Origin of the sequence: Paenibacillus sp. JDR-2 (genome assembly GCF_000023585.1) — a bacterium.
Taxonomy (GTDB): domain Bacteria; phylum Bacillota; class Bacilli; order Paenibacillales; family Paenibacillaceae; genus Pristimantibacillus.
This window is the reverse complement of sequence record NC_012914.1, coordinates 2,803,594-2,818,425: the sequence shown is the minus strand read 5'-3', so window position 1 is coordinate 2,818,425 and position 14,832 is coordinate 2,803,594. Positions and strand designations below refer to the sequence as shown.

Genomic DNA, 14,832 nt, shown 5'->3' with positions numbered 1-14,832 from the left:
GAAAGTATATCATATAACGACATCAAAGAGGCGGTGTAAAAACAGGAAGCGGAGCCAGCCGCTTGATTGCGGCTAGCTCGCTGTTTTGGCAGGAAGATGATATTCGGTCACATACGTACCGCTGCGGAAATCATAGAAATCGTAGCTGTATTTCTCAGGATTGCTGCCTTGCGAATAGAATACTTCCCACACGAGCTGACCGTTTAACGTTCCCGGCTGAATGCGTTTGATCGCTGCGTCCGGTTTCTTCTGCAAGACGGCTTGTTTAATCGCAGCTGTATCTATTGCTTCGGAGGCCTTAACCGTTTGAACGGTCTTGTCAGGACCAATCAACCACACGTAAATTTCTTCATTCGCGTCATTCTCGCCCTTTACGATCCACGATGTCGTATCCCAAACCTGCTTCGTAATGGATGATACCTCGGTCAGACCGGCTGCTTCCTTTGCCTCTTTCCGGATCGGATTCTCCGAATTCCAGAACGGCTGCTGAATCGTGTTATAGTACATGATGACTACCGCGATTACAGCAACCAAGGCGACTAGGAAAACAGCCAGCCAGCGCTTGGCGCTCATCACCGGCTGACGTTTTCTCGTTGTCGCTCTCATTAGGCGTTGAGCAGCCGTTCAAAGCTGGCCTGTGCCTCGAAACGGATTTTTTCCTCGTCCATCATCGTGCATTCGCCATTATGAACAACCTTCTTGCCATCTACCCATACATGCTTGACATCCCGGCCGGATCCGGAATAAACAAGGTGGGATACGATATCTGTGAGCGGATAGTAATGCGGCTGATCCAGATCAATCGCGATAAAATCGGCCTTCATCCCCGTCGCGAGCTGTCCGATGCTGCCTTCCTGCCAGATCGATCGGGCACCGTAGACGGTCCCCATGCGCAAAGCTTCCATCGCCGGAATGACCGTAGGATCCCCGGAAATTCCTTTATGCAGCAACGCCGCAAATTTGATTTCTTTAAACAGGTCCAAGTTGTTATTGCTTGCTACGCTGTCCGTGCCAAGCGACACCGTCACGCCTGCGCGGAGAAGCTCGGGAACGCGGGCTACGCCGCTTGCCAGCTTGAGGTTGCTGACAGGGTTATGGGATACGGCTACGTTGCGTTCAGCAAGCAGAGCAATCTCTTCATCGTTCAGATGCACGGCATGCGCCACAAGCGCCGGACGCGAGAAGAAACCAAGCTTGTCCAGATGCTCCACCGGACGGGAACCGTAGTCGCGGACATTTTGCTCCACTTCGGCAAGCGTCTCGGACATATGGGTATGAACTGGCAGATCATAATCATGGGCAGCTTGTACAAACTTCTCAATATAATCCGGAGGGCAAGTGTAGGGAGCATGCGGTGAGATCATCGTTGTGATGCGGCCATCCGCCTTTCCGTTCCAGTCACGGGCAAAAGCAATCGCTTCCTTCAGCTTCGCCTGTTGAATCTCCTCCGAACACAATCCGATTACGCCGCGGGTCAAAGCGCTGCGGATCCCCGATTGCTCAACCATTTGAGCAACCTGATCCATCCGGTCGTACATATCAACAAAAGCGGTTGTTCCCGTCTTCAGCATCTCCACAATCGCAAGCGCGCTGCCTGCACGCGTATCTTGGTCGACGTATTTGGCTTCCATCGGCCACATCTTCTGCTCCAGCCATACCTGAAGGTTCTGATCATCCGAATAACCGCGGAGCAATGACATGGCAGCATGGCCATGAGTATTAATAAGTCCCGGCATGAAAGCCAGCTTGCTGCCGTCAAGACGCTCTGCCCGCTCATCCAGTCCGGTTGGAGCCTCCGCTCCGATATATGTAATTTGATTGTCCGTAACGACCATATGGCCGCGGAAAACCGCATTAACATCGTTCATTGTTACAAACAGGCCGTTCTCAATCCACAACTGCGCCATTTTCCTGCTCATTCCTTTCCTTCTCCAAATAATAAGCCAAGCTCAGCAACTCTCTCGTAAAGTCCGCATGGTGAATGCGGATATGATCGGGTAAACGCAAAATTGCCGGTGCGAAATTAAGAATGCCCTCGATCCCGGCCTCCACGAATTGATTGGCTACGTTTTGCGCTTCAGGGCCGGGCACGGTAATAATGCCGATCCGTATATTGTTCTCCTGAACGGTCTCCTTCAGCTTGTCCATCGGCTGAATGGTCAAGTTGTTGATCATCGTACCGATCTTGTTCTGATGATCGTCGAAGACCGCGACGATTTTCATATTGTCCTTGGAGTATTTATTGTAATTACACAATGCATGTCCGAGATTGCCGGCGCCAACAAGCGCAACGTTAATCCGCTGATCGAGCTTCAGAATCTGCTGAATTTTCTCTATCAGGTAAGAAACGTCGTATCCGATACCTTTACGGCCGAAGTCGCCGAAATAAGCAAGATCCTTACGGATTTGAGCGGGATTGAGATCCAGCTTGAGTCCTAGCTCCTGCGACGAAACCGTCTGCACTTCACGGTTATACAATTCGTTTAGCACCTGCAGGTAGATGGGAAGCCGTCTGACAACGGCCTCCGAAATTTTCGCCTGCTTCACCCGATTTCCTCCTCTTCCGTTTGCAGCCATTCCCGCATCCGCGGTACCATCTGGTCGATATGCATCGTTTCGATCTTTGGACCAGGCAGCGAATAGAGGAAGTGCTTGCCGTAATACGTATCAATGACACGCGTGTCGTAGATAATAACAATTCCTTTGTCCTTCGCCGTGCGTACAAGTCTTCCGAAGCCTTGCTTGAAACGGATGACCGCCTGCGGAATCGACAGCTTCATGAATGGATTCTGCTTCTGCTTCTGCAAGAGCTCCGACTTCGCTTCGACAAGCGGATGATTCGGCGGCTGGAAAGGCAGACGGACAATAGCCAGACAAGTCAAAGCCTCGCCCGGAATGTCTACCCCTTCCCAGAAGCTGCTTGTTCCGAGCAGAACCGTTTCGGGCTGCTGGGTGAACCGTCTTGTAAGCTTCGTCCGGTTGCCGCTGTCGATGCCTTGGCCAAGCACTTGAATGCCAGACCCCATCAGAGCTTCTTTAAGCGGTTCGTAAACCTGCTTCAGCATCCGGTAAGAAGTGAACAGCACAAGCATGCGGCCTTTTGTCTCAACCGCTGAATCGGCAAGCGAGCTTACCAGCATGGAGATAAACTGCGGATCGCCCGCAGAACCCTTCAGGGTCGGGAAATTACGCGGGATTATGACCAGTGCTTGCTCCCGGTAATTAAACGGAGATGGAAGCTGCACGGTCTTCAGCCGGTTATTCTCTTCGAATCCTTCTAGTCCAAGCTGCTCTTCCGCATATTGGAACGATTTATGAACGGACAAGGTTGCGGAAGTTAGAATAATACTATCCTTCACGTCGAAGAAATATTGTTGCAGCTGCTTGCTTACGTCAACCGGGACCGCATACAAATGAACGGAACGGTAACGGTAAGTCGTGCTTGCCTCGATCCAATATACTTCCGAATTCTGCTCCATCTTGAGGAACGTACGGAGATCATCCTTCACCCGGGTCAGATCGCGGACAACGCCGTTCAAATCCGTTATCAGGCCCTGTATCGATTGATCGTCAAGCCGGTCCTTGATATCCGTTGCCATTTTATCAACCGTCTTCACAACGCGGCTCAGCTCGGTATGCACATTGTTCTCAATCGTCAGAACGTCGTCCCAACCCTTTGGCGGCGTGTCGCTGCGCAAACGGCATACGGCCTGACCGTTATCATTGCCGGCCTCTCCCGACTCTCCCACAAAGGCATACAACAGCTCAAACAGCTTATCCCAATGCTCCTTCACGTCCTGGAACACCGGAATAACCGTATCGATCGTTTCCGTCCATGCCTGAACCCGCTCGTCATCCTCTTGCTGAAGACGAAGTCTAAGCGCTGGCAGCAGACCCGAACGGGCATCTTTAAACAGCCTTGTTGTCTGGTGGGTCAAGGAGAAATAATTTAATTGCATGCCAAGATGCTTGCCGGCTACTTCTTCCACATGATGGGCTTCATCGATAATCAGATGGCTGTAGCTTGGCAACAGACGGTGATCCGCCTGGACATCCGTAAACAGCATCGAATGATTCGTAATGCATACATCGGCAATATTAGACTCGTGCTTGGCGCGATGGTAATAGCAGCGCTTGAACCACGGACATTGGCGATTAAGGCAGGAATCCGCGTCGCTTGCCACGGTTGACCAGAAATCCGAGCCTTTATTGCCGAAATTGAGCTCTTCCTGATCGCCGGTTTCCGTTTCGCTCAGCCAAACGACCATTTGCGATGCCGTAATGGCATCGTCAATGGGAGCAACTAGATCTTTCGCATTGATTTTACTTTCAAATTTCCGCAGACACAAATAATTGCCCCTGCCCTTGAAGATCGAGGCACGGAAATCAAAAGGTAAAATCTCGCGAAGCAGCGGTACATCCCGCTGACGAAGCTGTTCCTGCAGATTGATCGTATGAGTGCTGACTACGATTTTGCTTTCCTGTTGAATGCCATAGTAGAGCGCAGGAATCAGATAACCAAGCGATTTGCCTGTGCCCGTTCCCGCTTCAATGAGCAAATGACGGTCACTGCACAACGAGTCGTAGACCTCGCGGAACATTGTTGTTTGCGCTTCACGCTCTTCATAATTCGGATACTTCTCCATAAAACGCTGCCGGATACCGTCCAGATATTGCTCGAAGGAAACATCCTTAAGCGGATCATCCTCCTGGTCGGCACGGGCGGGCTGTTCATCGGTCCATTCTCCGGCTTTGAGCGCGAATTGGTTGAAATACTGGTAAGCATTCATATCGATGGAGGTATGAAGCTCGGCATATTTCAACGTTTCGGCCATAAACCAGCTCAGATCGCTTCCGTTGTCTATAAGAAAGGATAGCCGCTGCAAAGTGAGCAGCGGCAACTGTCTGAGCTTTTGTACGGATTGAGCAAATAATTCGGCTGTTGCTATCGCGTCGCTGTCGGCCCGGTGATGCTGATCATGGGCAATGCCAAACAACTCGGTTACAGCTCCTAGCTGATACGTCGTAATGGACGGATATAAAATTCTTAGCAGCTCAATCGTATCCAGCCGCCGTCCGATAAACGGATGGTAGCCGCACCGGTCAAGCGCCTGATTTAAAAACCCGGCGTCGAAGTTAACGTTATGAGCGACCAGCACGGCATCCTCCAAATAAGGGATGAGCTGCATAAGCACCTCATCCAATTCTGGAGCATCCGCCACCATATCGGCGTCAATTCCGGTCAGCTGCGTTATAAATGCCGGAATTTCTATTGTAGGGCGTACAAAGGAGCTGTAGGTTTCAACGATTTCGAGATTGTCGTCCAGCACGGCCAGACCAACCTGCAAGATATCATCGCTGACGCTATGTCCTGTCGTTTCCAAATCCAATACTGCGAATTTCATTAAGTTTCTATCCCCTCATAAGCAGCAAAGCTCGGTACTGCCGAAAAATAAGGATAATTGCTGCGGCGTTTCTTTACAACATTTCAAATTGTTTAACGGGTCCTTGAAGCTTGGGCAGGTTTCGTATGCCTTCAGAAAAAATTGCTCCGCCTGCTCCAAATTCATATAAATCGCTTGAATGCACCCAAGGGCATTATAGCCTAAAGCACGCCACTTCGGATAGTCCGTTAATGAAACCAGCAATTGGAAATGCCGCTGCGCCTCACTCCAATTTTGCAGATGCATATGCGTCATTGCCAGATAAAGCCGGGCCAGATTACATTCCGGAAGATAAGAAACCGCGGATTGAAAATGAGTGGCAGCATCGGAAAACATAAATAATTTATAATACCCCTGCCCCTTCGAGATCATCATCGCGTATTCGTACGGTACCTCCATATCAAGCTCCGCATTGTAAGCTTCCTCGGCCGATACTGGTTCATGTTTCTCTGCCTGTTTGGCAGAATGCATAGCCTGCGGCGGCGCAGTCGGCTTCATGGACGGTGACGGCGTAACATGATCTGCTGCCGGGAACGGCTTAGCAGGCGGTTCGCCAAGCTCCGTGCTGCTCTCCATCGCCAGCATGGGCGGCGGAATCATTGGCGTCACGTTGCCTTCCAAGGCAGCTGTATGCTGCTCCACAAAACAAGAAAACTTTTCTTCGAAATCAATCCACTGCTCGACAAGTGAATCGCTCATTTTCTTGAGCATTACGAGCTGCTCATCGAATTGGGCTTTCTGCTCGTCGGTTGCCGTTGGATAGGCTTCAATCAGGTGATCCAGCATTTCGTTCATGGCTTCGAACATTTGTTGAAACATTACGCATCCCGCCTTCACCAAAGAATTGAGGAGTGTTATGCTCATTCTTTGTTTCGGGGGTGCTTTTCATACCCCATGCCATTCGTTACATAGCGCTGGAACGGAGCTTTTACAAAACCGTTGCGTGAATTTCCTCGGACAAGCTTTTCAGCGGACGGTTATCGCTGTCCAGGATCGTTACGATCGGCTTGTGCGCGCGCGCTTCTTCGTTGGACATGGAAGCATAAGAAATAATAATGACCTGGTCTCCCGGCTGAACCTGTCGCGCAGCCGCGCCGTTAAGACATATCACGCCGGAGCCGCGTTTGCCCGTGATAACATATGTTTCAAAACGAGCGCCGTTGTTGTTGTTCACGATTTGCACCTTTTCATTTTCCCAGATATCGGCTGCATCCATCAAATCCTCGTCAATGGTAATGCTTCCGACATAATTCAGGTTCGCTTCCGTTACGGTAGCCCGGTGCAGCTTCGATTTCATCATCGTTCTATACATGATCATTCACCTCGGTAGTTGGTACAAATAAGGCATTGTCAATCAGGCGCGTCGAGCCAAATTTGACGGCCAGTGCCAAAATAAATTTACCGCTCTGGGCAGCAATTGGCTCACTCCGGACCGGCAGCTCCAGAGAAGGATAAGTCAGCCATTCCGCGTAGTCAATGTCAGCTTGGCTTGCTTCGTTGATTTTCGCTTTTATTCTTGCAAGCAGTTCCTCGGGAGTGATCCCTTTCTCTTTCATCCATGCTTTCGCAAGGTTCAGTGATTGGGACAATACCACTGCCTGCTGGCGTTGCTCCGCCGACAAATAGACATTGCGCGAGCTGAGCGCAAGACCGTCCGGCTCCCGCACAATCGGACATGGCACGATTTCGACCGGAATATTCAAATCATCTGTCATCTGTTGAATAACCGCAAGCTGCTGGGCATCTTTCATTCCGAAATACGCCCGGTCCGGCTGCACCAGATGGAACAGCTTGCTGACGACAAGACCCACCCCGTCGAAATGTCCCGGTCTCGAGGCGCCGCACAGACGGTCCGTCAGCTGGCTTATAATAACCGAAGTGCGCGGCTTAGAAGGGTACATTTCCTTTACATCCGGCATAAAGACGATATCAATGCCGTTCTCCTTCGCAAGCGCAAGATCCCTCGCCTCATCGCGAGGATAACGATCGAAGTCTTCGTTAGGACCAAACTGCATCGGGTTAACGAAAATGGATAAGACCGAAGCGGTATTCTCCGACACCGATTGGCGCATCAGGCTGGCATGGCCTTCATGCAGGAATCCCATTGTCGGCACTAAGCCGATTGTAGCATTGTCGTTAGATTTTTTAATAGAAATGAGTTCGTTTTTTAGCTCAGCTATGGTTCGACACAAAATCACGCTTGGGAGACTCCTCTCTGCTTGCCTGACTGTTGCTTGCATTTGTTGCTTCTCCTGCGCCATACAAATGATTGATGGCTGCCGGCTTGGCTCCAAACGAATGCTCTTCAGCCGGGAAAGCACCTGCTTTCACTTCATTGACATAGCTGCTAATGGCATTCCGGATCGTGGAGCCGATATCCGCATAGGTTTTGACCATTTTTTTCTCGATATAAGGAGAAGAATATTGCAAAATATCATGATACACGAGTACCTGGCCGTCACAACCGCGTCCAGCTCCGATCCCTATCGTTGGAATCTTAAGTTCTTTGCTGATCGCTGCCGCAAGCGGCTCTGTCACAAGCTCAAGGACAATCGCAAATGCTCCTGCGGCTTCCAGCGCTTTGGCATCCTCCATCAGCTTTTCCGCTTCCGCATCCAGCTTGCCCTGCACTTTGTAGCCGCCAAGCTGGTGCACGGATTGCGGCGTTAGTCCGATATGCCCCATTACCGGAATGCCGGCTTTGACGAGCGCTTCGACTTCCGATGCGATTTCCGTTCCGCCCTCAAGCTTGAGTGCCTGGGCTCCGCCCTCCTGCATCAGGCGTGCCGCATTGCGCAGAGTTGTTTCCCGGCCGATGCCGTAAGTCATAAACGGCATGTCGGTTACGATAAAGGTGTTCTTCGCACCGCGCGCAACGGCGCGTGTATGATAAATCATATCATCGAGCGTGACCGGTATCGTGGTGTCATAACCAAGTACAACGTTACCCAGCGAATCGCCGACCAGAATAACATCCAGTCCGGCTTCCTCTGCCAGTACGGCAGACGGATAATCGTAAGCGGTCAGCATCGAGATTGGATTTTTGTCCTGCTTCATCTTCTTGAGGTTGGTGATCGTTAAACGTTTCCTCATTACGCTTCATCCCCTTTTAAGTTTTAGGATAAACACAAAAAAACCTTTTAGCCGCTGCTAAAAAGGTTCCCGAACTAAAAAGGAAACGTATGCTAAATATTTGCTTCCTTCTGTCTCGGTCCCTACGGCTCAGAGCAGAGTGTGCCTTGCTTGCTTACAACATCTATTACCCTTCGCAGTGCAGCTCTTACCAGATACCGCCTGCTTCCTTTATAGTAGCAAAAAAAGGCGTGCCCGTAAACGCCCTTAGCGTACGGGCTCGCCCATTTCGGCGGAGAACACGACAACCGTGCTGCCGTCGTCCTTGCGAACGGTTAATGCGCCGCTTGCGTCAAGGCCAATTGGCACGCCGTCAATTGTTCCTTGCGGGGTAATCAGTCGCGCTGGCTTGTTAAGGGATACCGATAACGCTTCCCAAAGCGTAATAATCGGCGCAAATCCTTTGTCCAAATAGAGATTATACAACTGCTCCCACTCCTGCAAGAAATCGGTTATAACCGTGATACGGTCAAAGCCGTCTCCTCCGTTGGCAATTCGTAAAGAGGTAACTTTCTCAAGCATTTCCTCCGGATAATCCGTTTTCTCCAAATTTACGCTGATACCGATTCCGGCAATGACATAGCGGAGACGTTCCTCTTCTGCCGTGGATTCCAGCAAAATGCCGCTAATCTTCTTCCCTTCGATCAGCAGGTCATTCGGCCATTTGATCCCAATGGGCAGCGAAGTGATCCGGCGCAAGCTGCGGCATAAAGCAACAGCCGTGAGAAGCGTTAATTGCGGTGCAAAATGAATCGGTACGGACGGACGGAGCACCATGCTCATCCAAATGCCCTTTCCTTGCGGCGACACCCAGCCGCGCCCCATCCGGCCGCGTCCGTTATGCTGCTGCTCCGCGATAACTAGCGTCCCTTCAGGTGCACCTTCTTCCGCCAGCTTCTGTGCCAGATTTTGCGTAGAGTCAACCGCTTCATGCCACTCTATCGCGCTGCCGAACACCTTTGACTTCAATTCTTTTATCAGCTTGGGAATGGACAAGGTATCTGGTGAAGATATCAGCTTATAGCCAAGCCGTCTGGACGCTTCAAAAATATAGCCAAGCGACTCCAGCTTCTTAATCTGCTTCCATACGGCTGTCCGGCTGACGCCTAGCTCTTGGCTGATCATTTCTCCCGACACATACGCGCCGGGATTTTGTTCAAACAATTCAAGCAATCGGTTATTTGACATGGTTATTGGTCCTCGGCATTCCATATTTGAGCTTGCTTAAGTAATAAATCTTTCTCGTTTGGCAGCTTGTCCAGCGCTACCTCCAGCAGGAGGCGTTTAAGCATCAGGCCTGTCCAATTACCAGTTACCCTTTGCAGTTCTTCCGCGAGTTGTTTGCCGTTCAGGTTCAGCTGCTTTAACGTCATGGCGGGCATTGCGTCCAGCCATTTATCAAACAAGTTTTTCTGGTCATGAAGATGATGCTTTTGATTCCACACGACTATCGAAAGCCATCTGCGAGATGCTTCTTCTCCATATTGAAGAACCGTACTTGTCCAAACAAGCCGCAAACCGGATTGCTGATTAAGCTGATTCATGGCGAACTGTACGAACAAAACGGACAAAATTGCGTTCATCTTCTGAGTAGGAAGACGAAGCGCCTTTAAAGTTTCTTCTGCATCAGAGAGCGTGATCCCTTCCGCCAATAATAGCGCGGCATAACGGGCATCCGGATCGTTAAGCTTGTCTAATTCGCTATAAGAAGGATCAACTTGCGCAAGCTTTTCTGCTGCAGGCAGAACCGTGCCCGTGTATCTTAGCAATTTGCTGGCTGCAAGAAGATGCAATGCACGCCCGGGATGAGCTCCTCCTATCATGCGGTCCAGCTCGGCATGAACGCGCTCCATGGCAATGTGTCGAAGCAGTTCCCGATGCCTGACAAGCGCTCTCCAGGTAGTGTGAGCAATAGTGAACTCAAACTGCGAAGCAAACCTGATCGTCCGCAGCATTCTCAGCGCATCCTCCTGGAACCTGGCGTCAGCATCGCCTACGCAGCGAATCGTTCTATTCTTAAGATCATTCAAACCGCGAAAAGGATCGTACAGCTCCCCGGCAGCATTCATCGCCATTGCATTTATGGTTAAATCACGGCGCAGCAAATCGCCGTCCAAGCGGTCGATGAACTCGACCTGCAATGGGCGGCGATGCTTCTCGTATTCCGATTCCGTACGGAAGGTCGTCACTTCATAAGAGCCGCCATCATGCAGGACAGTCACCGTTCCGTGCTGCAGCCCCGTCGGAATACAGCGCGGAAAAATCGACATCACCTGCTCGGGTCTAGCCGAAGTTGCAATGTCAACATCCTTAATCGGCAGTCCCATAGCTGTATCTCTTACGCAGCCTCCGACAAATACAGCTTCAAAGCCCTGCTGCACAAGCGCTTCAAGCACAGGTATTGCCTGCAACATGAGGTTTGGCATATCGAAGCGTACTTCCATTGGCCTTAAGCACTTCCTTCCTGTATTAAGCCTCACATACCGGCATCGGCAAATCGGCTTCCATTCCCAGAACCCGATAATAAATTTGTTCATATTGCGTGGTAATCACATCATTGCAGAATTCGTTGCGCGCACGGAACAAGCAGGCTTCCTTAAACGACTGATGAAGCTTCTCGTCCTTGAGCAATTGAGTGGCATATGCGGCCATTCCTTCAACATCTCCGATTGGGCACAAATAACCGGTCTCGCCATGCGTCACGAGTTCAGGGATGCCACCGGCATTAGAACCAACGGTAGGCACTCCGCAAGCCATCGCTTCAAGCGCAACAAGGCCAAAACTCTCCTTCTCCGAAGGCAGGAGCAATAGATCGGCCATCGAAATAACCTGTGCGACGTCCTCTTGTTTGCCAAGGAAATGGACACGGTCTTCCAGGCCCATTTGGCGGATCTTGCATTGGATTTTGGACAATTCCGGACCCTCGCCTACAAGCAGCAGCTTAGCTGGAAGTTGCGAGGACACCCGTTCAAATACATCCACAACGTCACTAACTCTCTTCACGGGACGGAAGTTCGAAATATGCATAAGTATTTTTTCATGCGGCTGCGCATAATCGGCTCGCAGGGATTCCGCGTCTCGCGGATAATAAACGCGTTTGTCTACGAAATTGTACGTCAGATCAATCGGGCGCGTAATATCCAAAAGCTGTCTGGTTTCATTAATCAGGTCCTGCGATACGGCTGTCACGGCATCGCTTTCGTTAATGGCCAGACGGATCAAATCCTTGAGCGATTCATCCTGAGCAAGCACGGTAATGTCGGTGCCATGGAGCGTTGTAACGGTTTTGAAGCCGTCGCCAATCATTTGTTTGGCCAGATGCGCGCAAACGGCATGAGGAACCGCGTAATGCACATGAAGAAGATCCAGCTTCTCCATTTTGGCAACCTGAGCCATCTTGCTTGCTAACGATAAATCATATGGCGGATAACGGAAAACGTAATAATCATTAACTTCAACTTCATGGAAAAAGATGTTTTTATGAAATTTCCCGAGACGGAACGGTATGCTATGGGTAATAAAATGAATTTCATGGCCGCGTTCGGCCATCAACTTGCCAAGCTCCGTAGCTACAACGCCGGAACCGCCCAGGGTAGGATAACACGTGATTCCGATTTTTAATTTACGTGCCATATCGTAAGTCCACCCTCTCGTGTAACATGCTGATATTCTATATATTCGACATCATTTTGATTATGAGATTTTTTTATCTTTGTTAAAACCACTCAACGGCATGCGGGCGTTTGATGGCAAAGCCCTCCGCATAATTCCAGCCTCGAGTCTGGCCAAGCAGACTATCCCGTGCTTCAACCCGCTCTATATAACGATCCGTAAGAGGTGTCGTCACTCGGTCTTCGCCGGGGGCAGCCGTTTGGAATTGCGATTGGTAAGCCATTAAAGATTGTCTCTTCTGGTTGTAAAAATCCGATACGTTAACCATAAGCGAGACATCATCCACATCGTTTATGTAATAATAGATGAATTGTTCCACCTGCACGGCTGGCAGCTCCGGCATATAACGGCGCAGCTTTGCATTAAATACAGCCTCTTCAACCAGCTTGCTGCAAGCAATATGATCCGGATGGCGGTCCACCCAATACGGAGCGAACACGATGCGCGGACGGGAGCGGCGAATTTCCGCAACAATCGCATCAATGTGCGGCTTGTTGATTTCGAGCCCCCGGTCTGGCAGTCCCAGATTGGTACGGGTATATAAACCAAGCACCGAGGAAGCCTCGGAAGCTTCCTGCTTCCTGAGCTCCACGGTGCCGTTTGAAGACATTTCCGCTTCGGTTAAATCACAGATGCCTACCCGTTTACCGGCAGCCGTATACTTCGCGATCGTTCCGCCCATCCCGATCTCCGCATCATCCGCATGTGCGCCAAAGACGAGAATATCTAACGGTTCGCTCATGGTGCATCCACACCTGGCTTATATTTGTGAACAAGCTCACGCCATGCGAAATCCCCGCGTGCCAATGCACGGACAAGCAGCTCTGCAGTTGCCACGTTTGTAGCAACCGGAATCCCTTGTACGTCGCAAAGGCGAAGCAATGCGATAATGTCCGGCTCGTGAGGCTGTGCCATGAGCGGATCCCGCAGGAAGATAATCAGATCCATCTCGTTTTGGGCAACCATAGCGCCAATCTGCTGGTCTCCGCCAAGCGGACCGGACATAAAGCGTTGGATCTGCAGATTTGTTTTTTCCATAATGCGGGTACCTGTTGTACCGGTAGAATATAATTCATGCGGCGCAAAGACGCTCTCATAAGCGGTTACAAAGTTAACCATCTCTTCTTTTTTACGGTCATGCGCGATAAAAGAAATTTTCAACATCCTAAATCCCCACTCTTTCTAGGCTGTATATAGATTAGTCCATCAAATGTTCAAAGCCATAAATCAAGCCGCTGTAGTCCATCACTTTCTTAACCGCTACGTTAACTCCAGGCATATAACCGGCACGGTCATAAGAATCATGACGGATCTTCAACGTTTGGCCATAACCGCCAAATACAACCTCTTGCTGCGCAAATACGCCCGGGAGTCTGACACTATGTATACGGAAGCCGTTATAATAGCCGCCACGTGAGCCTTCAATGACTTCTTCCTCATTGGGGTTGCCTTGACGAAGCTCTTGGCGAACCTGAGAGATCAATTCGGCCGTTTTAATCGAAGTGCCCGATGGGGCATCCAGCTTTTGATCGCCGTGATATTCGATAATTTCAACATGAGGCATGTATTTGGATGCTTCCGCAGCAAATTTCATCATCAGAATGGCGCCAATCGAGAAGTTTGGAGCAATCAGCCCGCCAATTCCTTTTTCCTGGCAGAGCTTGTCCAGCTCTTCGATTTGTTCCGGCGTAAACCCGGTTGTGCCCATGATGGGACGGACGCCATGCTCAATCGCAACCTTAGTATGTTGATAAGCAAGCGCCGGCACGGTGAAATCAACCATAACATCTGCTTTTACATGGCTTAACGCTTCCTCAATGGTTGCGCTAACGGTAACTCCCGTATTCGCTTTGCCCGCAAATACGCCTGCGTCCACAGGACCTGCTGAAGGAGCGACGGCAGCAACGAGCTCGAGCGCCTCGTCCTCCAGCACCATTTTCACAACTTCACGGCCCATTCGGCCGCTTGCTCCGATTACTGCTACCTTAATTGCCACCAAGATCACCTATTCCTTCTGTTGTTGTTTGCCCATCACCCGTTTGCGCAGCATTCTGCGCTTCCGATTCACATCAGCGAATAAGCGGCGCGCCGCGGAATGACCGGGATCTAATCTGATTGCTTCCCTGGCGTTTATTGCGGACTCCTCCAACCGCCCCATCTCCGAGTAGGTTAACGCAAGCAAATAAAACGCCTCGAAGCTAAGCGGATCCAGATCTGCCGCCTGCTGCAGCAAAGGTATTGCATCCGTATACTGCGATGGCTCTTCCGCAAGCTTTTGCTCCGCCGCGGCCACGAGTAGTCTCGATTCAATCGTTTGTAAATGGTATTGATATTCGGGATGATTTCCGTCAAGCTCTACTGCTTGCTTCGCATATTGATGCGCCTTGGTCCATTTCCCGCTTCTGGCGCATGAAACCGCGCATATATGTTGATAGCCCGCATTTAGAGGTTCTGCCGCTATCGCTTGCTCGAACCAATAAATCGCTTGTTCAAAATCACTGTTAAGAATAAACTCATACGCCTTCTTCACGCAGCTTTCCCCGTCCATCTGCCCATCCTCCTTGTACACAGGTTGATGGTACAG

Annotated in this window: 15 protein-coding genes; all 15 read right to left on the bottom strand. The window is 50.4% G+C overall.

Annotation, left to right across the window (positions count from 1 at the left end):
* Positions 1-72 precede the first annotated feature (72 nt).
* On the bottom strand, positions 73-606 hold the full coding sequence (locus tag PJDR2_RS12465; RefSeq protein WP_015844051.1) for a DUF5590 domain-containing protein: 534 nt from the start codon (positions 604-606) through the stop codon (positions 73-75).
* Positions 606-1,919, bottom strand: a complete 1,314-nt coding sequence (locus PJDR2_RS12460) for an amidohydrolase (protein ID WP_015844050.1) — start codon at positions 1,917-1,919, stop codon at positions 606-608. The genes PJDR2_RS12465 and PJDR2_RS12460 overlap by 1 nt, the downstream gene beginning before the upstream one ends.
* Positions 1,888-2,547 (bottom strand): redox-sensing transcriptional repressor Rex, encoded by a 660-nt coding sequence (locus PJDR2_RS12455; RefSeq protein ID WP_015844049.1) that lies wholly within the window; start codon positions 2,545-2,547, stop codon positions 1,888-1,890. Before PJDR2_RS12455 ends, PJDR2_RS12460 begins: the two co-directional genes overlap by 32 nt.
* Complete coding sequence (gene dinG / locus PJDR2_RS12450; RefSeq protein ID WP_015844048.1) at positions 2,544-5,405, bottom strand: ATP-dependent DNA helicase DinG; 2,862 nt, start codon at positions 5,403-5,405, stop codon at positions 2,544-2,546. The genes PJDR2_RS12455 and dinG overlap by 4 nt, the downstream gene beginning before the upstream one ends.
* Positions 5,406-5,420: 15 nt before the next feature.
* Entirely contained in the window at positions 5,421-6,263 is an 843-nt protein-coding gene (locus PJDR2_RS31905; protein ID WP_015844047.1) for a hypothetical protein, read from the bottom strand.
* A gap of 109 nt (positions 6,264-6,372) precedes the next feature.
* Positions 6,373-6,756 carry an aspartate 1-decarboxylase gene (gene panD / locus PJDR2_RS12440; protein ID WP_015844046.1) on the bottom strand — a complete coding sequence of 128 codons (384 nt, stop codon included), beginning with the start codon at positions 6,754-6,756 and terminating at the stop codon, positions 6,373-6,375.
* Entirely contained in the window at positions 6,749-7,642 is an 894-nt protein-coding gene (gene panC, locus PJDR2_RS12435) for a pantoate--beta-alanine ligase (RefSeq protein WP_015844045.1), read from the bottom strand. The genes panD and panC overlap by 8 nt, the downstream gene beginning before the upstream one ends.
* Complete coding sequence (gene panB, locus PJDR2_RS12430) at positions 7,617-8,537, bottom strand: 3-methyl-2-oxobutanoate hydroxymethyltransferase (protein WP_015844044.1); 921 nt, start codon at positions 8,535-8,537, stop codon at positions 7,617-7,619. Before panB ends, panC begins: the two co-directional genes overlap by 26 nt.
* A 246-nt stretch (positions 8,538-8,783) precedes the next feature.
* Entirely contained in the window at positions 8,784-9,764 is a 981-nt protein-coding gene (locus PJDR2_RS12425) for a biotin--[acetyl-CoA-carboxylase] ligase (protein ID WP_015844043.1), read from the bottom strand.
* Positions 9,765-9,766: 2 nt separating this feature from the next.
* A complete protein-coding gene (locus PJDR2_RS12420; RefSeq protein WP_015844042.1) occupies positions 9,767-11,020 on the bottom strand; it encodes a CCA tRNA nucleotidyltransferase in 1,254 nt (417 codons plus the stop codon).
* Positions 11,021-11,045: 25 nt separating this feature from the next.
* Entirely contained in the window at positions 11,046-12,209 is a 1,164-nt protein-coding gene (gene bshA / locus PJDR2_RS12415; protein ID WP_015844041.1) for an N-acetyl-alpha-D-glucosaminyl L-malate synthase BshA, read from the bottom strand.
* 82 nt (positions 12,210-12,291) lie between these two features.
* Positions 12,292-12,990 carry a bacillithiol biosynthesis deacetylase BshB1 gene (bshB1, locus tag PJDR2_RS12410; protein WP_015844040.1) on the bottom strand — a complete coding sequence of 233 codons (699 nt, stop codon included), beginning with the start codon at positions 12,988-12,990 and terminating at the stop codon, positions 12,292-12,294.
* On the bottom strand, positions 12,987-13,412 hold the full coding sequence (mgsA, locus tag PJDR2_RS12405; RefSeq protein WP_015844039.1) for a methylglyoxal synthase: 426 nt from the start codon (positions 13,410-13,412) through the stop codon (positions 12,987-12,989). Before mgsA ends, bshB1 begins: the two co-directional genes overlap by 4 nt.
* A gap of 34 nt (positions 13,413-13,446) precedes the next feature.
* A complete protein-coding gene (dapB, locus tag PJDR2_RS12400; protein WP_041614238.1) occupies positions 13,447-14,250 on the bottom strand; it encodes a 4-hydroxy-tetrahydrodipicolinate reductase in 804 nt (267 codons plus the stop codon).
* A gap of 3 nt (positions 14,251-14,253) precedes the next feature.
* Positions 14,254-14,796, bottom strand: coding sequence for a tetratricopeptide repeat protein (locus tag PJDR2_RS12395; protein ID WP_015844037.1), 543 nt, complete (start codon positions 14,794-14,796; stop codon positions 14,254-14,256).
* Between the last annotated feature and the right edge of the window lie 36 nt (positions 14,797-14,832).